Origin of the sequence: Curtobacterium sp. MCLR17_055 (assembly GCF_003234305.1) — a bacterium.
Lineage (GTDB): Bacteria > Actinomycetota > Actinomycetes > Actinomycetales > Microbacteriaceae > Curtobacterium > Curtobacterium flaccumfaciens.
Genome location: NZ_QKSX01000009.1, coordinates 1 through 21,885, shown reverse-complemented (window position 1 = coordinate 21,885; position 21,885 = coordinate 1). Strand labels below are relative to the sequence as shown.

The 21,885-nt window shown below is 70.8% G+C and carries 24 protein-coding genes; 6 read left to right on the top strand and 18 right to left on the bottom strand.

Features of this window, described 5'->3' with window-relative positions; all coding sequences use genetic code 11:
- Positions 1–73: 73 nt before the first annotated feature.
- From DEJ09_RS09380 to DEJ09_RS09365, 4 genes are read left to right on the top strand one after another with little or no spacing between them, the layout of a single operon-like run.
- A complete protein-coding gene (locus DEJ09_RS09380; RefSeq protein WP_035809351.1) occupies positions 74–517 on the top strand; it encodes a hypothetical protein in 444 nt (147 codons plus the stop codon).
- Positions 514–969, top strand: coding sequence for a hypothetical protein (locus tag DEJ09_RS09375; protein ID WP_111024020.1), 456 nt, complete (start codon positions 514–516; stop codon positions 967–969). Before DEJ09_RS09380 ends, DEJ09_RS09375 begins: the two co-directional genes overlap by 4 nt.
- 4 nt (positions 970–973) lie before the next feature.
- Positions 974–1,924 carry a hypothetical protein gene (locus tag DEJ09_RS09370; protein ID WP_111088273.1) on the top strand — a complete coding sequence of 317 codons (951 nt, stop codon included), beginning with the start codon at positions 974–976 and terminating at the stop codon, positions 1,922–1,924.
- Positions 1,921–2,940 carry an alpha/beta fold hydrolase gene (locus DEJ09_RS09365; RefSeq protein ID WP_111088272.1) on the top strand — a complete coding sequence of 340 codons (1,020 nt, stop codon included), beginning with the start codon at positions 1,921–1,923 and terminating at the stop codon, positions 2,938–2,940. The genes DEJ09_RS09370 and DEJ09_RS09365 overlap by 4 nt, the downstream gene beginning before the upstream one ends.
- Before the next feature lie 296 nt (positions 2,941–3,236).
- On the opposite strand, the gene DEJ09_RS09360 is transcribed toward DEJ09_RS09365, so the two are convergent.
- Complete coding sequence (locus DEJ09_RS09360) at positions 3,237–5,756, bottom strand: ATP-dependent Clp protease ATP-binding subunit (RefSeq protein WP_027467068.1); 2,520 nt, start codon at positions 5,754–5,756, stop codon at positions 3,237–3,239.
- A 233-nt stretch (positions 5,757–5,989) separates the two neighbouring features.
- Positions 5,990–6,466 carry a Clp protease N-terminal domain-containing protein gene (locus DEJ09_RS09355; protein WP_181433073.1) on the bottom strand — a complete coding sequence of 159 codons (477 nt, stop codon included), beginning with the start codon at positions 6,464–6,466 and terminating at the stop codon, positions 5,990–5,992.
- A gap of 70 nt (positions 6,467–6,536) precedes the next feature.
- Between DEJ09_RS09355 and DEJ09_RS09350 the strand changes: the two genes are divergently transcribed.
- Complete coding sequence (locus DEJ09_RS09350; RefSeq protein WP_071404515.1) at positions 6,537–7,469, top strand: NAD(+)/NADH kinase; 933 nt, start codon at positions 6,537–6,539, stop codon at positions 7,467–7,469.
- 200 nt (positions 7,470–7,669) lie between these two features.
- On the opposite strand, the gene DEJ09_RS09345 is transcribed toward DEJ09_RS09350, so the two are convergent.
- The 15 genes from DEJ09_RS09345 to tilS form a co-directional block, all read right to left on the bottom strand.
- Positions 7,670–8,728, bottom strand: coding sequence for a sigma-70 family RNA polymerase sigma factor (locus tag DEJ09_RS09345; RefSeq protein ID WP_111028721.1), 1,059 nt, complete (start codon positions 8,726–8,728; stop codon positions 7,670–7,672).
- Positions 8,729–9,081: 353 nt separating this feature from the next.
- Complete coding sequence (locus DEJ09_RS18370) at positions 9,082–9,216, bottom strand: hypothetical protein (protein WP_258320880.1); 135 nt, start codon at positions 9,214–9,216, stop codon at positions 9,082–9,084.
- A 63-nt stretch (positions 9,217–9,279) separates the two neighbouring features.
- Positions 9,280–9,441 carry a hypothetical protein gene (locus DEJ09_RS18105; RefSeq protein ID WP_163343079.1) on the bottom strand — a complete coding sequence of 54 codons (162 nt, stop codon included), beginning with the start codon at positions 9,439–9,441 and terminating at the stop codon, positions 9,280–9,282.
- Between the two features lie 58 nt (positions 9,442–9,499).
- Complete coding sequence (locus DEJ09_RS09335) at positions 9,500–9,703, bottom strand: hypothetical protein (protein ID WP_071245264.1); 204 nt, start codon at positions 9,701–9,703, stop codon at positions 9,500–9,502.
- Positions 9,704–9,732: 29 nt separating this feature from the next.
- Entirely contained in the window at positions 9,733–11,259 is a 1,527-nt protein-coding gene (gene lysS / locus DEJ09_RS09330) for a lysine--tRNA ligase (protein WP_111088270.1), read from the bottom strand.
- Positions 11,260–11,512: 253 nt separating this feature from the next.
- Complete coding sequence (locus DEJ09_RS09325) at positions 11,513–12,205, bottom strand: Rossmann-like and DUF2520 domain-containing protein (protein ID WP_181421243.1); 693 nt, start codon at positions 12,203–12,205, stop codon at positions 11,513–11,515.
- Positions 12,202–13,962, bottom strand: coding sequence for a PH domain-containing protein (locus DEJ09_RS09320; protein WP_111088269.1), 1,761 nt, complete (start codon positions 13,960–13,962; stop codon positions 12,202–12,204). Before DEJ09_RS09320 ends, DEJ09_RS09325 begins: the two co-directional genes overlap by 4 nt.
- 9 nt (positions 13,963–13,971) lie before the next feature.
- Complete coding sequence (locus DEJ09_RS09315) at positions 13,972–14,493, bottom strand: PH domain-containing protein (RefSeq protein WP_111088268.1); 522 nt, start codon at positions 14,491–14,493, stop codon at positions 13,972–13,974.
- A gap of 24 nt (positions 14,494–14,517) precedes the next feature.
- Positions 14,518–15,009, bottom strand: a complete 492-nt coding sequence (locus tag DEJ09_RS09310) for a DUF3180 domain-containing protein (RefSeq protein ID WP_111088267.1) — start codon at positions 15,007–15,009, stop codon at positions 14,518–14,520.
- The gene (gene folK, locus DEJ09_RS09305) at positions 15,006–15,560 is read right to left on the bottom strand and encodes a 2-amino-4-hydroxy-6-hydroxymethyldihydropteridine diphosphokinase (protein ID WP_111088266.1); all 555 of its coding nucleotides are present in this window, start codon (positions 15,558–15,560) and stop codon (positions 15,006–15,008) included. Before folK ends, DEJ09_RS09310 begins: the two co-directional genes overlap by 4 nt.
- On the bottom strand, positions 15,557–15,946 hold the full coding sequence (gene folB, locus DEJ09_RS09300) for a dihydroneopterin aldolase (protein ID WP_111088265.1): 390 nt from the start codon (positions 15,944–15,946) through the stop codon (positions 15,557–15,559). Before folB ends, folK begins: the two co-directional genes overlap by 4 nt.
- Positions 15,943–16,911, bottom strand: a complete 969-nt coding sequence (gene folP, locus DEJ09_RS09295; protein WP_173032459.1) for a dihydropteroate synthase — start codon at positions 16,909–16,911, stop codon at positions 15,943–15,945. Before folP ends, folB begins: the two co-directional genes overlap by 4 nt.
- 6 nt (positions 16,912–16,917) lie before the next feature.
- Positions 16,918–18,906 carry an ATP-dependent zinc metalloprotease FtsH gene (ftsH, locus tag DEJ09_RS09290; protein WP_027467057.1) on the bottom strand — a complete coding sequence of 663 codons (1,989 nt, stop codon included), beginning with the start codon at positions 18,904–18,906 and terminating at the stop codon, positions 16,918–16,920.
- A gap of 158 nt (positions 18,907–19,064) precedes the next feature.
- Entirely contained in the window at positions 19,065–19,616 is a 552-nt protein-coding gene (gene hpt, locus DEJ09_RS09285; RefSeq protein ID WP_017887686.1) for a hypoxanthine phosphoribosyltransferase, read from the bottom strand.
- Positions 19,617–19,625: 9 nt separating this feature from the next.
- Complete coding sequence (gene tilS, locus DEJ09_RS09280) at positions 19,626–20,645, bottom strand: tRNA lysidine(34) synthetase TilS (RefSeq protein WP_111047997.1); 1,020 nt, start codon at positions 20,643–20,645, stop codon at positions 19,626–19,628.
- A gap of 64 nt (positions 20,646–20,709) precedes the next feature.
- On the opposite strand from tilS, the gene DEJ09_RS09275 reads away from it, so the two are divergent.
- Positions 20,710–21,201 (top strand): inorganic diphosphatase, encoded by a 492-nt coding sequence (locus DEJ09_RS09275; RefSeq protein ID WP_027467055.1) that lies wholly within the window; start codon positions 20,710–20,712, stop codon positions 21,199–21,201.
- A 215-nt stretch (positions 21,202–21,416) separates the two neighbouring features.
- On the opposite strand, the gene DEJ09_RS18100 is transcribed toward DEJ09_RS09275, so the two are convergent.
- The coding region (locus DEJ09_RS18100; protein WP_220034922.1) for a C40 family peptidase at positions 21,417–21,885 on the bottom strand (469 nt) is incomplete at its 5' end.

The window sequence follows — 21,885 nt, the reverse complement described above, 5'->3', positions numbered from 1 at the left end:
GCAGAGTGGTGACACCGGCCGACGCGCTGGATCAGTTTTATCATGTCTGAGACAGATGTGAGAGTGGGGACACGTGATCGAGTACAACGACGACGACGCACACCGTCGGGAACTGTCGCGCAAACTGCAGCTCCTGATGGACGTCGTCGAGGCCAACTCGGGCCAGCGACCCCCGTACAAGGAGATCGCCGCCGAGATCGAGGCGCAGGGTGCGTCGATGAGTCGACCGCGCTGGGGCTACATGCTCGGCGGCAACGGTCCGGCCGTCCGAGACCAGCGACTCCTGGCCGCCCTGGCGACCTACTTCGGCGTCCCGGCGGAGTACCTGACCGACGCGGCCGGCAACACGGACGTGCCGGAGCGGGTGCAGGCGCAGCTGGAGCTCGTGCTCGAACTCCGCAAGCGCGAGGTGGTGGCGTTCGCCACCCGGCGTCTGGGCGAGTTCGCCTCTGCAGACGAGATCCGCGACTTCACCGACCACCTGCGTCGCCTCGACGAGTCGGGCGGCACCCCGTGAGCGGGTACCGCGACCGCTTCGACGCCCTGCGTCGGCAGACCGAGGCCCGTCGCCGTGTGCAGCGCCTCGGGCTCCCCCGTCGGTTGTCCCTGCCGGAACTGACCGCCCGTGCCGAGGCGGCGCTCGGCAAGCCGATCCACGTGCGCACCACGGAGCTGCCGGGCGACCTGTCCGCGCGGCTCATCCAGCGCACCGACCACGCCCTGCTCGAGACCCGCCCCGGGCTGTCCGAGCGCTCCCGGGTGGCCTGCGTGCTGCACGAGCTCGCCCACGTGTTCATGGACGACACCGGCTGCGACCACCAGGCGTACACGGGGCTGCTCAGCGGCCGGACGGCGTTCACCCGCTCGCTGGACACCCCGCACGAACAGGCCGTCGAGCTCGTCGCCGACCAGCTCGCGCTGCGGATCGGGCTGCTCGACCCCGAGGGCCAGCCCGGGATCTTCCGGTGACGCGGTGACGCTGCACGTCTGGGGGTCGATCCCGGTCTGGCTGATCCTGGCGGTGCTGGTCGCCCGGCTGCTCCTGGTGCGCACCCAGTCGGCCAGTGTCACGTGGCTGATGGTGTGCTGCAGCTGCGTCGCCGTCGGACTCACGATCAACCAGCCCGACGTGACGACGTTCCTCGCCGGGGTGACGCACGTGCCGAACATCGCCGACCTGATCGGCCGCTGCCTGATGGTCTGCGGCATGTTCGCGCTCGCGCAGTCGGTCGAGGCCGCCGCACGCTCCGCCAGGCTCCTGCGCGCCAGCCGCATCATCGGCTGCGTGCTCGTGCTCGTCGCCCTGGTCGTGCTGTTCAGCCTCATCGACGCACCGACGCCCACGGCGCAGTTCATGGTGGCCTATGGCGACCAGCTGCCGACCGCGCTGTACTCGGCGGTCGAGATGACATACATCGCCATCGTGATCGCCCGGTCGGCCGTCGCCGTGCTGCGCGGGTTCCGGAGCGGCGACGGGCTCGGCCGCCTGTACTGGCTCTTCGTCGTCGGTGCCGCCGGCCTCGTGCTGCTCGCCGGCATCGCGATCGCCCTCGACGCCGTGCACGTCGCCGGCGCGGACGGTGCGGTCGGGGTCCTGTCGACGCTCTACACCCCGGTGTTCCTCGGCTCGATGGTCCTGCTCGCCATCGGCGCGGCCGGCGGCGTCCTGCCCGACGCCGCACGGGAGTTCCGCGACTGGCGGGCCGCCCGACGCCGGTTCCGCGTGCTCGAACCGGAACTCCGGCGGCTCGAGACGGCATCGGGCAACACCGGGCTCTACTTCACGATCGTGTGGCAGCGTCGCCAGTGGCGGAGTCGGCAGCACCGACTGTCCGTCGAGATCGAAGACCGCGCGCGCGAGGCCGGGCAGGACGTTCCGGCCGCTGCGACGCTCACCACGGCACGACTCAGGGAGATCACATGACCGGCGCACGCATCACGGCACTCGGTACCGCGGCAGGAGCGGTCGGCACGCTCGGACTCGGTGCCTTCGTCGCACGGCGGCTGCTGTTCCCGACGCCGTACACGGCGACCGCCACGGTCCGCAGCGCCACGGACACCGAGGTCGAGCTGACCGCCACCCGCGACACCCGCCTGCCGGGCACCTACGACCTGCAGCGCGACGACACCCGGGTGCAGGTCGGCGCGATCACCACCGCGAGCACGGCGACCGGAGCCAGCAGTGGCGGCGACACCGTCCGCCGCAGCGTCACCGCCCCCGTGGCGACCGGTGCGTGGGGCTGGGACGCCCTGCGGTACGACGGACCGGACGACGTGCCCGGTACCGAGCCCGAGGCCGCCACGACCCACGTGGTCCACGTGCACGGCCAGTCCCTCGGCCCGCGCCAGGTCCTGCGCGGTGTCGGCGTCTGGCGTGCGCTCGGCGCCTCGTCCGAGATCGTCGACACCACCGACCTGCCGCTCCGCTCCCTCGACGCCGGGGCAGCGGACCGCATCGTCGCCGCCGTGCGCGCCGCCCGGGCCCGCGGCGCTCAGCGCGTCGTGCTGCAGGGCTGGTCCGCCGGTGCGCTCGCCTGCTCCGTCGCCGCCGCACGCGTCGACGTCGACGGACTCGTGGCCGTGTCACCCCTGTTCGACGTCGCCTCGGCACTCCGCGGGGCTGTCCGCGGCGCGCACCTGCCCGCGTTCGTCGGCACCGTCGCCGCCCGCATCGCGACCACGAACGTGCTGTCGCGGCTCGCCGGGGCCCCGACCCCCGTGACGACCACCACGTGGCAGGACTCGTCGACGCCGACGCTGCTGATCCACTCCGAGGCCGACGCCCTGGTCGCGGCCGACGACGTCGCCGACGCCGCGCGGCAGGGCGCCACCACGGTCACGTTCCGCACGGCACCGCACACGCTCGAGTGGAACGAGGCCCCGGAGCGCTGGGAGCGCGCCGTCCGCGACTTCGCCGCGCAGCTGCTCGACGCCGCCTGACGCCACGAGCGCCCGCCCGCACGGACGACCGACACCACCCCGGACGTGCAACGGCCCCGGTCTGCGAACAGACCGGGGCCGGCTGCGTCTCGATCCGTTGGGGGGAACCGATCGAGCGCGACGCGCGAGGAGTTGGGGGGAACGTCTCGCGCGTTGTCATCACAGTACCCCCGGACGGGGGTCCGTGGCCGCAAGGACGCGCAGATCGGCGATGCGGGATCTGAACGCGACCCGAGAACGGACAGGAGGCCCGGTGCCAGCTGGCACCGAGCCTCCTGTCCGTGGGGTGTCAGGTCCTAGGACTCGATCTCGCCCTGGGGCGTGTCGGTCGCGGCCTCGACCGCGGCTGCACCGGCGAGGACCTCTTCGCGGCCCGGCTGACGCCCGGTCTCGAAGTGGAACGCACCGTCGACGAAGTCGACCTTCACGTGGTCGCCGGCGTTGAGCTCACCCTGCAGGATGTGCTCGGACAGCTGGTCCTCGACCTCGTGCTGCATCGCGCGACGCAGGGGACGAGCACCGAGGGACGGGTCGAACCCGACCTTGATGAGCTGCTCCTTGGCCGGCAGCGTGAGCTCGACGGTCATGTCGCGGTCGAGCAGGCGGTCTGCCAGACGCTTCACGAACAGGTCCACGATCTGCAGCAGCTCGGGCTGCGACAGCTGCGGGAACACGATCGTGTCGTCGACACGGTTCAGGAACTCGGGCTTGAAGTGCTTCTTGAGCTCCTCGTTGACCTTGCCGCGCATGCGGTCGTAGCCGACGGCCGAGTCACCCTCGACCTGGAAGCCCACCGGGCCACCGGCGATGCCCTGCGAACCGAGGTTCGTGGTCATGATGATGACGGTGTTCTTGAAGTCGACCACGCGGCCCTGACCGTCGGTGAGACGGCCTTCCTCGAGCACCTGCAGCAGCGAGTTGAAGATGTCCGGGTGGGCCTTCTCGATCTCGTCGAACAGGACCACGGAGAACGGCTTGCGGCGCACCTTCTCGGTGAGCTGGCCGCCCTCCTCGAACCCGACGAACCCGGGAGGGGCACCGAACAGGCGGGACACGGTGTGCTTCTCACCGAACTCCGACATGTCGAGGGAGATCAGCGCACCCTCGTCGTCGAACAGGAACTCGGCGAGGGCCTTGGCGAGCTCGGTCTTCCCGACGCCCGTGGGGCCGGCGAAGATGAACGAGCCGGAGGGACGGTTCGGGTCCTTCAGGCCGGCACGGGTACGGCGGATGGTCTTGGACAGGGCCGAGATGGCCTCTTCCTGACCGATGACGCGCTCGTGCAGTGCCTTCTCCATGAAGACGAGACGCGAGGTCTCCTCTTCGGTGAGCTTGAACACCGGGATGCCCGTGGCCTGGGCCAGGACCTCGGCGATGATGCCCTCGTCGACGGTGCCGGACGCGGCGACGTCACCCGCACGCCACTGCTTCTCGAGGCGGAGACGCTCGCCGAGGAGCTTCTTCTCCTCGTCGCGCAGGCTCGCGGCCTTCTCGAAGTCCTGCTCCTCGATGGCGGCTTCCTTCGATCCGCGGACCGTCGAGATCTTCTCGTCGAACTCGCGGAGCTCCGGCGGTGCCGACAGGATCGACAGACGCAGGCGAGCGCCGGCCTCGTCGATCAGGTCGATGGCCTTGTCCGGCAGGAAGCGGTCCTGCACGTAGCGGTCCGCCAGGTTCGCCGCGGCGACGATCGCGCCGTCGGTGATGGACACCTTGTGGAACGCCTCGTACTTGTCGCGCAGACCCTTGAGGATGTTGATCGCGTGGGGCAGCGACGGCTCGTTGACCTGCACCGGCTGGAAGCGACGCTCGAGTGCGGCGTCCTTCTCGAAGTGCTTGCGGTACTCGTCGAGCGTGGTGGCGCCGATGGTCTGGAGCTCACCGCGGGCGAGGAGCGGCTTGAGGATCGAGGCCGCGTCGATCGCGCCCTCGGCTGCACCGGCACCGACGAGCGTGTGGATCTCGTCGATGAAGACGATGATGTCGCCGCGGGTGCGGATCTCCTTCGTGACCTTCTTCAGGCGCTCCTCGAAGTCACCGCGGTAGCGGGAGCCGGCGATGAGCGATCCGAGGTCGAGCGAGTAGAGCTGCTTGTCCTTCAGCGTCTCGGGCACGTCGCCCTTGACGATCGCCTGAGCGAGGCCCTCGACGACGGCGGTCTTGCCGACGCCGGGCTCACCGATCAGGACGGGGTTGTTCTTGGAGCGGCGGGAGAGGATCTGCATGACCCGCTCCATCTCCTTCTCGCGCCCGATGACGGGGTCGAGCTTGCCGTCGCGCGCGGCCTGGGTGAGGTTCCGACCGAACTGGTCGAGGACCTGCGAACCCTGCTGCGCGTTCTGCTGCTGCTCGCCGCCGACGGCGACCGCTTCCTTGCCCTGGTAGCCGGACAGGAGCTGGATGACCTGCTGGCGCACCCGGTTCAGGTCGGCGCCGAGCTTCACGAGGACCTGGGCTGCGACACCCTCGCCCTCGCGGATCAGGCCGAGCAGGATGTGCTCCGTGCCGATGTAGTTGTGGCCGAGCTGCAGCGCCTCGCGCAGGGACAGCTCGAGCACCTTCTTGGCGCGCGGCGTGAACGGGATGTGCCCGGTCGGCTGCTGCTGGCCCTGCCCGATGATGTCCTGGACCTGCTCGCGCACGGCGTCGAGCGAGATGCCCAGCGACTCCAGCGCCTTGGCGGCGACGCCCTCGCCCTCGTGGATGAGGCCGAGGAGGATGTGCTCGGTGCCGATGTAGTTGTGGTTGAGCATCTTCGCTTCTTCTTGAGCGAGGACGACAACACGACGGGCCCGGTCGGTGAATCTCTCGAACATGTGCTCTCCCTTGGCCCCTGATGAGCGGAGCCGACGCTGTGCCGGTCTCGTGTGAGTCCGGCCAAGTACTTCGAGAGTAACCAGCGCTCCCCCCGGGGGCTGCCCCTGTTCGCCGTGGGCGTGACCAGGGTGCGTCTTGTGCGCAGTGAGCGAACGACGAGACGGGCGAGACGGACTGGAGGCCCGTGGCGGGGTCGCGACGGGCCTCCAGTCCGCTTGTCGGTCGCGCTGGGTCAGGCGCGCCGCACCGCGCGACGCAGGTCACGTCGGAAGCGGCGCGCGTCGACGCCCAGGGCGTCGAGGACGTCGTGCGCCGATCCGGCGAGCGGATCGTCGACCGAGTCGAGCACGGCGAGGACGACGTGCGGCGGTCGGATGCGCTCCGAACGGCCCGCGATCGTCGCGGCTCGGGCGAGCACGCGCATCGCAGCGGGCGTGCACGCGACCCGGTCGTGTTCGCCGGGGCAGGTGGTGTGGGCGCCGACGAAGGCGCGGATGCCGGAGCGGACGGTGTCCGGGGTGATCCGGTGGGCGTCAAGGAGGGGGCGGAAGCGGGGCATGCCGGCGCAGAGCGTGACGGCGGCCAGCAGCAGGTGTTCGGCGTCGACGAAGCCGAAGCCGGACTCGTGGGATTCGAGGTCGGCGAGCAGCACGATCTCGCGGCCGTGCCGGACGGAAGGGAGGGCGACGGAGAGCTGAGCAGTCTGCATGTATTCAGAATATCGCATGCCGCTGCGAAGGGACAGCCCGCATCGGAGGTCCGCTCGGTACGATCCGCTCATGGAGCAGCCCGTCGTCGGCCTCGTCGTCCACCCGACCAAGAACGTGCAGGAGTCCGTGACGACCCTGCAGCGCTGGAACGCGTCCGGCCAGGGCGAGCTGCTCGCCCGGCGTGCGGACGCCCAGCGCATCGGTGGCGGGGTCGACGTGGTCGACGACGACGACTTCACGGACCGCGTCGACCTGGTCGTGGCCCTCGGCGGCGACGGCACCATGCTCGGCGCGATGCGGCTCGTGGCCAAGCGCCCGGTGCCCGTCCTCGGCGTGAACTACGGCAACGTCGGGTTCCTGGTCGAGATCGAGCCGCCCGAACTCGAGAGCGCGCTGGAGCGGTTGTCCGCCGGCGAGTACCAGCTCGAGCCGCACCACGCGCTCGAGGCCCGGTTGTCCTGGGGTGGTGCCCGCACCGACTACCTGGCGTTCAACGACCTGACCATCGTGCGACGGCCGGGCTCCGGGCAGGTGTCGGCCGACCTCAGCGTCGGGGGCCTCGGGTACGGGTACTACCGAGCCGACGCCATCGTGGCCGCCACCCCGGCCGGCTCCACCGCGTACAACTATGCCGCCGGTGGGCCGGTGCTCTCCCCCGCGTTGTCCGGCTCGGTGGTGACGCCGGTCGCGCCGATGGCCGGGATCGACCGCTCGGTGGTGCTCGCCGCACGGGAGCGCTACCGGTTCGACATCGCCGAGGGCACCAGGAGCGCGGCGCTCGAGGTCGACGGGCTCGTGGTCGGCGAGGTGGCCACCGGGGCGCAGATCGACATGCGGCTCCGCAAGGACGCCGGCAGCGTGGTGCGCCTCGACGCCGAGCGGCACGGGCGGACCGGACGTGTGAAGCTCAGCCTGCTCGACCTGCCGGTGCGGCCCGACCAGCTGGTCGAGCTCATCCCGAGCGACCTGCGGCAGAAGCTCCGGCGCGAGATCGACGACTGACGCCGCGCCGGGGCTGGCCCTGGCTATGGCTCCGGCCCCGGCTCCGGCTCCGGCTCCGGCTCCGGCTCCGGGAACGTGAATGGCCCGCTCGAGCAGTGCTCGAGCGGGCCGTCCCATCACCCCACCGGATCGTCTTCCCACAGAACGACCCGGTTTCCCCGCGCCGGCACGGGTGAACGTGCCGGCCGAAGTCCACGGACCTAGTCGGTCAGGTACAGCTGCATGTCCTGCGAGACCGCCTTGGCGAACAGGCGCAGCTTCGCGCGCGACTCCACCCGGCTGACGGCCTGGCGGGTCGTGTGCACGATCTTCGAGATCTCGTCGAGGGTCATCGGCTTGTCGTCGTCCAGGCCGTAGCGCATGCGGATGACGTTCGCCTCGTCGCTGGGCAGCTCGGCGACGATGGAGCGGATGTCGCGGTGCAGCAGCGTCGTCTCGGTGAGCTCGTTCGGGCTCGCGGCGTCCTCGTCCTCGATGAAGTCACCGAGTTCGCTGTCGTCCGAGTCGCCGACCACGGTGTGGATCGACACCGGCTCGTGCGAGCGACCCTTGAGGTCGACGAGTTCCTCGACGCTCATGCTCAGCTCGGCGGCGACCTCGTCCGGCATCGGCGCACGGCCGAGGTCGACGGTCAGGTCACGCTCGGTGCGCGAGATCTTGTTGATGAGCTCGACGGTGTGCACCGGGATGCGGATCGTGCGTGCCTTGTCGGCGAGACCACGCGAGATGGCCTGGCGGATCCACCAGGTGGCGTAGGTCGAGAACTTGTAGCCCTGCGTGAAGTCGAACTTCTCGACCGCACGGACCAGGCCGAGGTTGCCCTCCTGGATGACGTCCATGAAGGGCAGGCCACGCTGCGAGTACCGCTTGGCGATGCTCACGACGAGGCGGAGGTTCGAGGTGATCATGCGCTCCTTGGCGCGCTCACCGTCGCGGACCAGCCAGCGGAGTTCACGCTGCAGGGTCTTCGCGAGACCCTTCTCGGTGGCGAGCTTCTCTTCGGCGAAGAGCCCGACCTCGATGCGGCGTGCGATCTGCGCTTCTTCCTCGGCGGTGAGGAGCGAGAGACGGCCGATGTGACGGAGGTAGTCGCCGACCTGGTCGACCGAGGCGCCGCGGACACCGGCGAGCTGCTCGTCGGCCTCGACCTCGGTGTCGAGGGAGGTGGTGGCGGACTCGGCGGTCGCGGTCTTCGATGCCGATGCCTTCTTGGTGGCGGTGCGGCGGGTGGTGCTGGGTGCAGCCGTTGCGATCGTCATGGTGTTTCTCCCTGCGTTCGACGGTGATGGCTTCGTGGGGCGTTGCCGGGGGGTGCTGATGAGTAAAGCGGCCCGGAGGTGTACCCCACAAATCGTTCGGAGCGATTCTCAGGGTTCTCCGTGCTTCGTCATCGAAAGCGTCCCCCGCGGGGTACAGCCCACCGACAGTCTGGTCCCCCAATCGGCCCTGGATCAAGCGGATAACGCCGTGTTTCCGGCGTTGCTGGCGTGTTTCACCAGCGTTTCCGATCGTGTACCCCAGGCGACTGCGTACTCCGGACATGCAAAAGGGGTACGTCCGACCGGATCAGTGCGATCTGGTCGTCGTACCCCGAATACCGAATGGGTGGGGGTCACCAGGAGGGTTCGAGCCACCCGTCCCGGCGCTTGGAGACCTCGAGGTCTGCGTCTCGGTCGAACTCGTCGTACTCGCTCTCGATGTCACCGACGAGGCTGCGGCCCGTGAAGGGATGTGCGGTGGTTGCCATGCGGACGATGCTCACCCCGGCACGCGTCGGCGAGGTGAACGGTGTGTGACGGTCCGTCGGCGCTCAGACGTCGAGGTCGTCGACGTCGCCCTCGTCGTCGAGGGGTCCGTCGTCGCTGCCGACGGGCGAGACGGACGCCCCGGACGCCGGGTGCCCGAAGGCGTCCTCCACGTCGAGGTCGTCGAGGTCATCGACGCCGGCGGCGGACTCCGGGATGGTGGGCATGCGCGACAGGATCACACCGCGCGGTGAACACGGGGTGAAGTGGATCGTGCGCGCGCGGCTACTCGGCCGACGTCGGAGCCGGTGCGGGGCGACCGTGCTCACGCTCGAAGCGGGCGCGCTCCTCGGCCTCGACCTTGGCGTACGCGGCACGCTCGGTCCGGTCAGCACGCATGATCGCGCGCATCACGAACCAGAAGATCAGGCCGACGACGATGGTCGGCGTCAGGGCGAAGACGATCCCGCTTACGACTCCTTCAGGCACCCGAGCATCGTACCCCGGTGGACCGGGAGCTACTTGACCAGCGGGAACAGGATCGTCTCGCGGATGCCCAGGCCCGTGATGGCCATGAGCAGGCGGTCGATCCCCATGCCCATGCCGCCCGACGGGGGCATCGCGTGCTCCAGGGCCCGCAGGAAGTCCTCGTCGACGCGCATCGCCTCGAGGTCACCACCGGCCGCGAGCTTCGCCTGCTCGACGAACCGCTCCCGCTGCACGACCGGGTCGACGAGCTCGGAGTACGCCGTGCCGAGCTCGAAGCCTCGGACGTACAGGTCCCACTTCTCGACGACGCCCGGACGGGTGCGGTGCTGCCGGGTGAGCGGCGAGGTGTCGACCGGGAAGTTCATCACGAAGGTCGGGCGGTCGAGCGAGTCGATGACGAAGTGCTCCCAGAGCTCCTCGACGTACTTGCCGTGCGTGGCGTGGGCGACCTCGACGCCCTCGGCCTCGGCGAGCGTCTGCAGCTCGGACAGCGGGGTCTCCGGGCTGATCTCGCGCCCCGCGGCCTCGGACAGCGAGCCGTACATGTCGATCCGGGGCCACTCGCCACCCAGGTCGTAGGTGCTGCCGTCGGGCAGGGTGACCTCGAGCGCACCACCGGTGACCGCGCGGGTCGCGTTCTGCACGAGCTCCTGCGTCAGGTCGGCCATCTGCTCGTAGTTGCCGTACGCCTGGTACGCCTCGACCATCGCGAACTCGGGCGAGTGCGACGAGTCGGCGCCCTCGTTCCGGAAGTTCCGGTTGATCTCGAACACCCGGTCGATGCCACCGACGACGGCACGCTTCAGGAACAGCTCGGGTGCGATGCGCAGGAACAGCTCGGTGTCGAAGGCGTTCGAGTGCGTCACGAACGGTCGGGCCGAGGCGCCGCCGTGCTGGGTCTGCAGCATCGGGGTCTCGACCTCGAGGTACTCGTGCGCGGTGAAGGTCTGGCGGAGCGAGGCCATCACGGCAGCGCGGGCACGCACCGTGGCGCGGGCCTCGTCGCGGACGATGAGGTCGAGGTAGCGCTGGCGGACCCGCGTCTCCTCGTTGAGCTCGTTGTGCAGGTTCGGCAGCGGCAGGATCGCCTTCGCCGCGATCGCCCAGTCGTCGACCATGATCGACAGCTCGCCGCGGCGCGAGGAGATCACGCGGCCGTGCACGAACACGTGGTCGCCGAGGTCGACGAACTCCTTCCAGCGGGCGAGGGACTCGTCCCCCACCTCGGCCAGGGAGACCATCGCCTGGATGCGCGAGCCGTCGCCCGACTGCAGGGACGCGAAGCAGAGCTTGCCGGTGTTGCGCGAGAACACCACGCGACCCGCGATGCCCACGACGTCCTGGGTCTCCTCGCCGGTCTCCAGATGCGCGTACTGCTCGCGCACGGCCGGGATCGTCGTGGTGATGGGGAGCTCGGCGGGGTACGCCTCGATGCCCGACTCCAGCAGCTTCGCCCGCTTGTCGAGCCGGACCTGTCGCTGCTCGCTGGTCTCCTGCTCGGCCAGTGCGGCGGCGTCGGCGATCGCGGTGTCGGGGGTGACGGTCTCGTCGGTCATGCGGGTGCGGCTCCGATGGTCGTGGGGGTCGGGGGAAATGCTACCCGCGCCGCGGTCCCGCCCCCGAACCGTGCCCGCCCGAGAGCGCGGTCACAACACCCCGCCCGCACCACGCCCACCGGTCACGATCTGTCGGCTCGAGCACGCGCAACCGACAGGTCGTGACCACTCGGCGGAACTGAACGGGGAGTCTTGACCTCTCGAGCGCCCGGCCCCGACCTCCTACCCGCGCCGCGGTCCCGCCCCCGAACCGCTAGAGCGTCGACTGCCCGTCGGCGGCGGTGAGCGCGTTGTCGACGGCGGAGCGGACGAGCGCACCGAGGACACGTCCCGGGTGTTCGACGCCGATGCCGGACAGGGTGCCCGCCGACTGGTCGACGATCGCGGTCGAGAAGCTCACGGCGGCCCGCACCGCATCGGCGTAGGCGGGCCGGTCGCCCTCGGCCACGACGAACGGTTCGGCGCCCATCTCGACCACGAGCGCCTGCGCGATCGGCAGCACGGGCGCCGGGGCGGTCACCGCGCAGTACGCGTCGCGCAGCCGGGACAGGTCGACGCTCGTGCCCGTGAAGGCCATCGCGGGGTGGATCGCCAACGGGATGGCACCGGCCGCCATCGCCGGGGCGAGGATGCCGACGCCGTGGTCCGGGCTGGTGTGCACGACGAGCTGCCCCGGCTGCCAGATCCCGGCATCCGCCAGCCCCTGCACGAGCGAGGCGAGCTGGTCGTCCGGCACCGCGAGCAGCACGAGTTCGCTCCGCTCGACCAGGTCGGGCGTCGCGAGCACCGGGGCGCCGGGCAGCATCGCCTCGGCGCGGTCACGACCCTCGTCGGACACGGCGGTCACCCCGACGACGGCGTGCTCCGCGTTCGCCAGGGCTGCTCCGAGGACGGGTCCGACCCGTCCGGCGCCGACGATGCCGACCCCGAGACGCCCGGCCCTCATCGTGCGGCTCCGGTCGGTGGGACGTCGTCCCAGCCGGTAGGGACGGCGCCGGACCGGTGGTCCGCCGTCGGTCCGGCAGGGGCTCCGGACCCGGGCACGGTGTCGGCCGCAGCGTGCGTGGCGGCCGCGGGACGGGCCTCCCGTTCGCGCCAGCGGTGGGTCGTGTCGACCGCGGCCGCCTCGACGGCACGCTGCGTCGTCTCCGACCACAGGCGCTGCGCGTCACGCGCGTCGAGCGCGCCGACGCGGGCCGAGACCGGGCCGGCCACGGTGTGGACGTGGACGGCTGCGAGCCGCAGGGCACGCTCGAGGGGACCCTGCTCGACCTTGACGCTCTGCACCCGGGGCAGCGGCACGATGACGAGCGAGCGCCACACGGCACCGAGCCGCAACAGCACCGCACCCTGCACGAACCGGTAGCCGTTGCGCCGGAACGCGAACGGACGGAGCCACGCGCCACGGCGTGGGGAGTGCACGAAGCCGCCGCGGTCGCCCGAGGTGGTGAGGCTGTCGTCGACGACGTCGACGGCTTCGGCCGCCCCCTCGCGCAGGGCTTCCTGCGACGCCTCGGGGCCGGCGACGACGGTGCCGACGAGCCCGGGCAGGATGATGTCGAGGACCTCGCGGACGTCCGCCGTGGTACCGACGGGCAGCACGATCGAGGACACCTGCTGGTTGCTCGACGCCCCGTTGCCGGCGCTCGTCGCACGGTTGATGCGGATGTCCCACCAGCCGAACGGACGCCACAGCAGCGGCTGCGCGACGCTGACGGCGTGGATGCGGCCGGGCGGCAGCGTCTCGTTCGACGTCGAGACCAGCCCGAAGCCGATCCGGATGCCGTCGCGGGTCTCGGCGATCGTGTACTGCAGCGAACGGGAGAACTTGCGGACGTAGTAGCCGCCGGCACCGAGCACGGCGGGGAACAGCCCGAACAGCACCGCGAACTCGCCGGTGAGGGCGACGCTGACGATCATGCCGGCGATGACGAGCAGCAGGAACAGCGTCGTGCCGGACAGCAGCATCGAGGCGATGAGCCGACCGGGGCGCACCTTGACGATGCGGGTCGCGTGCACGGCTGCCGGATCGAGCTCGGGCGAGAACATCTCGTCGACGCGGTCCTGCAGTGCCCCGTGCGACTGCCGCGACGGACCGCCGTGGCCGTCGTCGTCCTTCGCGCCGGACGCCAGCACCAGGATCCGCTGCCGCAGGTCGTCGGCGGCGCGGGCCCCGAGGTAGGCGAGCTGCACGTTGGCGTCGTTGCCGGCCTGCGCGATCTCGAGCTTGGCGGTGCCGAACACCCGGGGCACGAGCGGCCGCTGGATGTTGATGCCCTGGATCCGGTCGAGCCGGGCCTTGCGGTGGTTCCGGAACAGCACGCCCGAGCGCACCTCGACGATCTCACCGGTGACGCGGAACTCGTGCATGCGCCAGGACAGGTAGAACAACCCGATCAGCACCAGGAGCAGCACCACGATGCCGAGCAGGACCCAGCCGACGACGCCGTGCTCGTACACGTACCGGACCGGGTCACCGTCCTCCTGCTGCTCGCCCGGGATGAAGAACTCGACGAGCTGGTCGCGCAGGCTGTTCAGCACGTAGCCGAGGATGACGATGAGGAAGATCCCGCCCTTGAGCAGCGGGGTCAGCGGGTGCAGGCGGTGCCACTCGCCGTCGGTCAGGGGTGCCGCAGCGGCCGCGTTGCCCCGGGTGGGCGGGGCGGGCGGAGCGGGTGGCGGGGTGCCCGGTCGGAAGGTCACGGACGACCCCTACAGTCCGGCGCGACGGGACTCGGCGAGCTCGACGAGGCGGTCGCGCAGCTCGTCGGCGTCCGCTGCCGGGACGCCCGGGATCCGGACGTTCGTCGCGGCCGCGGCGGTGACGAACTTGAGCTCGCTCATGCCGAGCGCCCGGTCGAGCGGCCCGCGGGCGACGTCGACGAGCTGCATCCGGCCGTACGGCACGGCCGTGAACCGCTGCCACATGAGGCCGCGGCGCACGACCAGGTCGTCGTCGCGGAGCGCGTAGCCGATGGCCCGGACCCGTCGGGGCGTGAGCGCGGCGGTGATCGCTGTGGTGACGGCGACGACGATGCCGATGGAGAGCCACACGGTGCCGGCCCCGGAACCGAAGCCGTCGGTGACGATCCCGATGAGCACGCAGCCAGCGGTGAGCACGACACCGATCACGAGCGTGGTGACGAGTTCGGTCCACACGAGCTTCGCGGACACCCGCTGCCAGGCGATCCCACCGAGGCCGAGGCCGGGCTCGTCGAGTCGTTCACGCGGCATCGCGGGCCTCCTGGGGTTGCTCGGTCAGTTCACCGTCGTCGAACCGTTGCGGGGATCGTCACGGTCGTCGTCGTCACCCGGAGGTGCGATGCACATGCGCTCCGCCACGAGTGCGCAGACCGTCAGGACGATCCCGCCCCCGACGGCGATCACGTTCGGCAGGGTCGAGCCTAGCGAAGGCGTCGCGGAACGGGTCAGCAGGTACAGCACGAGGCCGAGGGCGAACCCGCCGAGCAGCGTGCCGCAGATGCTGGACGCCTTCGCGAGCACGACGACCCGCGTCGCGTAGAGCGGGTCGACCGGCCGCTGGCGTCCGGCGCCGTCGCGCGCGTGCCGGCGCACCGGGCGCGCCATGAGCACGACGGCGACGCCGATGAACGCGAGCGTCACGCCGAGCGGGATCGAGAACAGGAACGTCGGCAGCTGGCGCGACGCCAGGACGGCGTCGAGTGCGAAGCCGGCGACCGCCGTGACGACGGCGATGCTGATCAGCGTGGAGGCGCGGGTGGGCTTCATGCGCTGGTCGCGCTCCCCGTCGGCCGGGAGGCCCGTGCCGGCTCCGCGAACAGGCGCGGCTCGTCGACGCGCTCGGTGTCGTCCCCCACGGCGGTGAGCAGGTCGGCCACCGGTCCGGCACCGGGCAGGACGGCCTCGGGGTCGGCGTCGAGCCACGGGGCGAGCACGAACGCGCGCTCCGCTGCCCGGGGGTGGGGCACGACCAGGGTGTCCGTGGCGATCCGCAGGTCGTCCACGGCGAGGACGTCGAGGTCGAGGGTGCGGTCGCCCCACCTGACCTCGCGCGTGCGGCCGTGGGCGTCCTCGATGCCGTGCAGGGCGTCGAGGAAGGCCTGCGGCTCGAGGTCGGTGTCGACGACCACGACGGCGTTCCGGTAGCGGGGCTTCGACGTGTCGAGGCCGTCGAGGGTCACGGCGACCGACTCGACCTCGCGGCTCGAGGCCACCGGCACGACTCCGGGCAGGGCGGCGATCGCGGTGGCGGCGGCACGGAGCGTGCTCCCCCGGTCGCCGAGGTTCGCTCCGAGGGCGACGACGACCCGGTGGGTCATTCTTCTTCCTCGTCCCGCACCGTGGCGCCGCGGGCACGCCGGATGGTGATCGAGACGTCGGTGAACGGCACGGTGATCGGGGCCTGCGGCTTGTGCACCGTGACCTCGGTCGCCAATGCGGCACGGTGGGTGAGCACGGCCGCGGCGATGCGCTCGGCCAGCGTCTCGATCAGGTCGACCGGGTCGCGTTCGATCTCGGCGACGACCTGCTCGGCGAGGACGCCGTAGTGCACGGTGGCGTCGAGGTCGTCGCTGCCCGAGGCGGCGCGGGCGTCGAGCTCCACGGCGACGTCGACGACGAAGTCCTGGCCGTCCTCACGCTCGTGGTCGAAGACGCCGTGGTGTCCGCGGGCGCGGACTCCGGTGAGTCGGATGGTGTCGTTCACGATCGAGCTGCCCTCCAGGCGTCCCAGACGTCGAGCACGGCACGGGTCGGTGCCGGGTCGTGCACGCGCACACCCCACGCGCCGCGTTCGGCGGCGAGCAGGCTGATGGCGGCGGTGGCGAGGTCGCGCTCCCTGGGCGGGGCACCCTCGGGGCTCCCGACACCGTCGAGGAACCGCTTGCGTGAGGCGGCGACGAGCACCGGCAGGCCGATCGAGGCGAAGCGCTCGTAGCCGGCCAGGATCTCCCAGTTCTGCACGCCGTGCTTGGCGAAGCCGAGGCCCGGGTCGATCACGACCTGCTCCTGCCGGACGCCGAGCACGATGAGTTCGGCGACCCGGAGTTCGACCTCGCGCCGGACCTCCTCGACCGCGTGGGTGTACTCGGCGTTGCGGTACATCCGGTCGCTGTGGCCGCGCCAGTGCATGACGACGAAGCCGACGCCCGTCGACGCCACGACCCGGGCCATGTCGGGGTCGGCGAGCCCACCGGAGACGTCGTTGACGATGGCGGCACCGAGGTCGACGGCACGCTCGGCCGTTGCGGCGTTCATCGTGTCGACGCTGACCGGGATGCCCTCGGCGACGAGCTGCTGCACGACCGGCAGCACCCGTTCCTGCTCGACCGGCACGGGCACGCGCTCGGAACCGGGGCGGGTGGACTCGCCACCGACGTCGATGACGTCCGCGCCGGCGGCGACGAGGTCCCGAGCGTGCTGCACAGCGGCGTCGTAGGCCTGGTGCAGTCCGCCGTCGCTGAACGAGTCGGGGGTGACGTTGAGGATGCCGAGCACCCGGGTGCGCTCCTCGGCCGGACCACCGCGGTCACGGCGACGGCCGGTCACGACCTCGGGCACCGGCTGGGGTGCTCGGAGGTCGATCGCGACCGTCGCCGGTTCGGCGGCGGCGGCGCGGGCACGACTCACCTCGGCGAGTCGACGCTCTCGTCGCGTCGGCAGCTCGGTCATGCCGGCCTACGCGGGGGCGATACCCGGGTTGCCGAACGGGCGACGACGGGTCTTCGAGGTCGACTCGGAATCCGACGGGTCCGCTGCGGTCGAGGCGGCCTTGCCGGGCACGTCGATCGCGGGCAGGTTGCTGACCGGGCGCTTGTCGCTGGAGAGCCACTGCGGGCGCTCCGGCAGCTTGCGGACGTCCTTGAAGATCTCCACGAGCTCCGGGGCGTCGAGCGTCTCCTTCTCGAGGAGCTCGCCGGCCAGGCGGTCGAGGATGTCGCGGTTGTCGTTGAGCACCTGGTAGGCCTCGTCGTGCGCGGCCTCGAGCAGGGCGCGGGTCTCGGCGTCGACCGTCTGGGCGATGGTCTCCGAGTAGTCGCGACCGGTGCCACCGCTCATGTCACGGCCGACGAACGGCTCGCTCGAACCGGACCCGAGCTTGACGGACCCGACGGCCTGGCTCATGCCGTACTCGGTCACCATCTTGCGGGCGGTGCCGGTGGCCTTCTCGATGTCGTTCGAGGCGCCCGTGGTCGGGTCGTGGAAGACGATCTCCTCGGCGACGCGACCACCCATGGCGTAGGTGAGCTGGTCGAGGAGCTCGTTGCGGGTGACCGAGTACTTGTCCTCGAGCGGGAGCACCATCGTGTAGCCGAGGGCACGGCCGCGGGGCAGGATCGTGATCTTCGTGACCGGGTCGGTGTGCCGCATCGCCGCTGCCGCCAGGGCGTGGCCGCCCTCGTGGTACGCGGTGATCAGGCGTTCCTGGTCGGACATGATCCGGGTCCGGCGCTGCGGGCCGGCCATCACGCGGTCGACTGCCTCGTCGAGGGCACGGTTGTCGATGAGCTGCGCGTTCGAGCGGGCGGTCAGCAGGGCCGCCTCGTTCAGGACGTTCGCCAGGTCGGCACCGGTGAAGCCCGGCGTCTTGCGGGCGAGCAGCTCGAGGTCGACGCTCGCGGCGAGCGGCTTGCCCTTCGCGTGCACCTCGAGGATCTGCTTGCGGCCGGCGAGACCCGGGGCGTCGACACCGATCTGGCGGTCGAAACGGCCGGGACGCAGGAGCGCGGGGTCGAGCACGTCGGGACGGTTCGTCGCGGCGATGAGGATGACGTTCGTCTTGCCGTCGAAGCCGTCCATCTCGACGAGGAGCTGGTTCAGCGTCTGCTCGCGCTCGTCGTTGCCACCGCCGATGCCGGCACCACGGTGACGACCGACGGCGTCGATCTCGTCGATGAAGACGATGGCCGGCGAGTTCGCCTTGGCCTGCTCGAAGAGGTCGCGGACACGGCTCGCACCGACACCGACGAACATCTCGACGAAGTCCGAACCGGAGATCGAGTAGAACGGCACGCCGGCTTCACCTGCGACGGCGCGGGCGAGCAGGGTCTTGCCGGTTCCGGGAGGGCCGTAGAGCAGCACGCCCTTCGGGATCTTCGCCCCGACGGCCTGGAACTTCGCGGGCTCCTTGAGGAACTCCTTGATCTCGTGGAGTTCTTCGATCGCCTCGTCGGCACCCGCGACGTCGGCGAACGACACCTGCGGGTTCTCCTTGTTGTTGATCTTGGCCTTCGACTTGCCGAACTGCATGACCTTCGAGCCGCCACCCTGGGCGCTCGAGAGCAGGAACCAGAACAGGGCACCGATGATCAGGAACGGCAGCAGGATGCCGAGCAGCGACAGGAACCAGTTGCCCTGGGCGACGCGGTCGTTGTAGCCGTCCGGCAGGTTGGCGTCGTTGACGGCCTGGACGACCTCTTCGCCGCGTGGCGTGGAGTAGTAGAACTGCTCCTGCTTGTCGCCGTCCTTCAGGACGAGGTCGACCCGCTGCTCGGTGGAGTTGATGGTCGCGGACGAGACCTTGTCATCGGAGAGCTGCTCGAGACCCTTCTGGGTGTCGATCTCTTGCGTGCTGCCCTGGCTGATGACGCTCCAGCCGATGAAGATGCCCGCCAGCGCGATCAGCACGTAGAGGTACGGGCCGCGGAAGATGCGCTTGAAGTTCATGTGATCCGGGCGCGAGTGCCCGACACCTTTCTCTGCCGAAGTTGCGTGCAGGTCAGCATACGGCCGCGATTCTGTGGCGAGAATGGGTGTCCTCTGCGGGCGAACTCACCCCCGGGCCAGAGTCGGCCGAGTGCGACCCGAGCGCGGCGGGCCGCCCGTCAGGAGTAGACGTGCGGAGCGAGGACGCCGACGCCGCGCAGGTTGCGGTAGCGCTCGTCGTAGTCCAGGCCGTACCCGACCACGAAGGCGTCGGGGATGTCGAAGCCCACGTACTTCACGTCGACCTCGACCTTGGCGGCCTCGGGCTTGCGCAGCAGGGCGACGATCTCGACGCTCGCGGCACCACGGGACTGCAGGTTCTGCTTGAGCCACGACAGGGTCAGACCGGAGTCGATGATGTCCTCGACGATCAGGACGTCGCGCCCGTGCAGGTCGGTGTCGAGGTCCTTGAGGATCCGCACCACGCCGGACGACTTCGTGCCGGAGCCGTACGACGACACCGCCATCCAGTCCATCCGCGCCTGCATCTTGAGGTGGCGCGAGAAGTCCGCCATCACCATGACGGCACCCTTGAGCACCCCGACGAGCAGCGGGTCGCGGCCCGCGTAGTCGGCGTCGACGACCGCCGCGAGCTCAGCGAGCTTCTCGTCGATCTGCTCGGGGGTGAAGAGCACTTCGGACAGGTCTGCCTGGACGTCGGAGAGTTCCACCACGCCAGCCTAACCGGCGCTGAACTCGATGCGGTCGCCGGTCCGCGTGGCACGGACGCCCGGCAGGTCGATCGGGCCCTGTCCGCTCCAGTCCGTGACCAGCCGGCAGACCTCGAGCGTCTGCACGCGCGACAGCGTCACCCCGAACTCGCTCTCCACCGCCAGGCGCACGAGTCGCTGCCGGAGCGCCGGTGGGTTCGCCCCGAGCGCCCGCACCGACAGCGAGATGCCCGCCTCGGAGTGCTCGGCGATGTCCTCCGCGATCTCCTCGGCGAAGTGGTCCAGCGCCGCGGAGTCCTCGCGCAGCTGGTCGGCCGTGCGGGCCAGGGCCTCGGGCACCCCGGCGCCGAGCTCCCGTTCGAGCACCGGCAGCAGGGTGTTCCGCACCCGCACCCGTGCGTACGCGGGGTCGTCGTTCTGCGGGTCGCGCCACGGCGCCAGCCCCGCCGCGGCGCACGCCTGCCGGGTCGCGTGGCGCCGGACCGACAGGAGCGGCCGGCCGTAGGCCGGACCGCCGTCACGGCGGGCGAGCGGCTGCATGCCGGACAGGCTGTCCGGCCCGCTGCCGCGCAGCAGGCCGAGCAGCACGGTCTCGGCCTGGTCGTCCAGGGTGTGGCCCAGCAGCACCAGGGGCGACCCGGTGGCGGCCGCGACCTCGGCGATCGACGCGTGGCGGGCCTCCCGGGCGGCGCCTTCCGGACCACCGTCAGAGCCGACCGTGACCCTGCGGACCGTCACCGGGTCGAGTCCCAGCTCGGATGCCTGCCGGGAGGCGCGGCTCGCCACCGCCTCGGAACCCGCCTGGAGCGCGTGGTCGACGACCACTGCCCCGGCCCGCAGACCCTGCTTGCCCGCTTCGAACGCGGTGGCCGCCGCCAGGGCGAGGGAGTCCGGTCCGCCGCTCAGTGCGACGAGCACCAGGTCGCCTGCGGCGACCACGCCGTCGTCGACGGCTGCGGCGAGCAGGTCGCGGACCGCCAGGCGGGTCTCGGCGACGGCGGGGTCGAGCCGGGGACGCGGAGAGTTCACCCGGTAACGTTAGCCGCGCTTTCGCAACACACGACAGTCCCCGAAGCAGACACAGGAGCGCAACATGGCCGCGTACGACGTCGTCGTCGAGATCCCCAAGGGCAGCCGCAACAAGTACGAGGTGGACCACGAGACCGGTCGCGTCTACCTCGACCGCGTGCTGTTCACCTCGTTCGTCTACCCCACCGACTACGGGTTCTTCGAGAAGACCCTGGCCGACGACGGTGACCCCGTGGACGCGCTGCTGCTGCTCGAGTTCCCGACGTTCCCCGGCGTCGGCGTCAAGGTCCGCCCCGTCGGCGTCTTCAAGATGAGCGACGAGGCCGGCAACGACGAGAAGGTCCTCGTCGTCCCCGCCAAGGACCCGCGCTGGGCGCACATCCAGGACATCTCGGACGTGCCGGAGCAGACGAAGGCCGAGATCGCGCACTTCTTCGAGCGCTACAAGGACCTCGAGCCGAACAAGTGGGTCAAGGCCGAGGGCTGGGGCGACGCCGCCGAGGCCGAGCGCATCGTGCAGGCCGGTCAGGCCGCGTACGTGCCCGGCTCGCACTGACGATCCCCTGACGACGAACGGCGCCCGCTCTCCTTCCGGAGGGCGGGCGCCGTTCTGTGTCGTGCGTGGTGGCTGGGCGGGGCCGGGGTGTGCGGCGCGTGCGCGGGCGCGCCTGGTGGAAACGGGCGTTCCTGGTGCGTTGATCCGTGCAGGTACGCCCGATCTCGCTTGGTACCGCAGCCGCTCTGGGAAAGAACGGGCAGACCGGGAGCGGGTTACAGGGAACCGCTCGGGCGGGCGACGTACGGCATGAGCTGGTTCGGCAGCCAGATCGCGCGCTCGACGACGCCGACGCCGGGACGCGCGGCCTCGACCATGGTGCCGTAGCTCGTCACGATCGAGTCGTGGTACGCCCCCGAGGCCGTGCCGTTCGACGAGTAGAACAGGATGTCGCCGGGCTGGCGCTGGGACAGCGGGACGAGGCGGCCGATCGACTTGAAGTAGTTGTACTGCCAGACCACGTTGTGTCCGCCGGTCGCGATGCCCTGCGAGCTGTAGGCCATCATCACGAGGCCGGAGCAGTCCCAGGTGTTCGGGCCGGCGCCGGTCAGGACGTACGGCTCGCCGAGCTGGGCACGGGCGAACGCGATGGCGCCGGCCCGAACACCTGGGACTGCTCCGGCCTCGTGATGATGGCCTACAGCTCGCAGGGCATCGCGACCGGCGGACACAACGTGGTCTGGC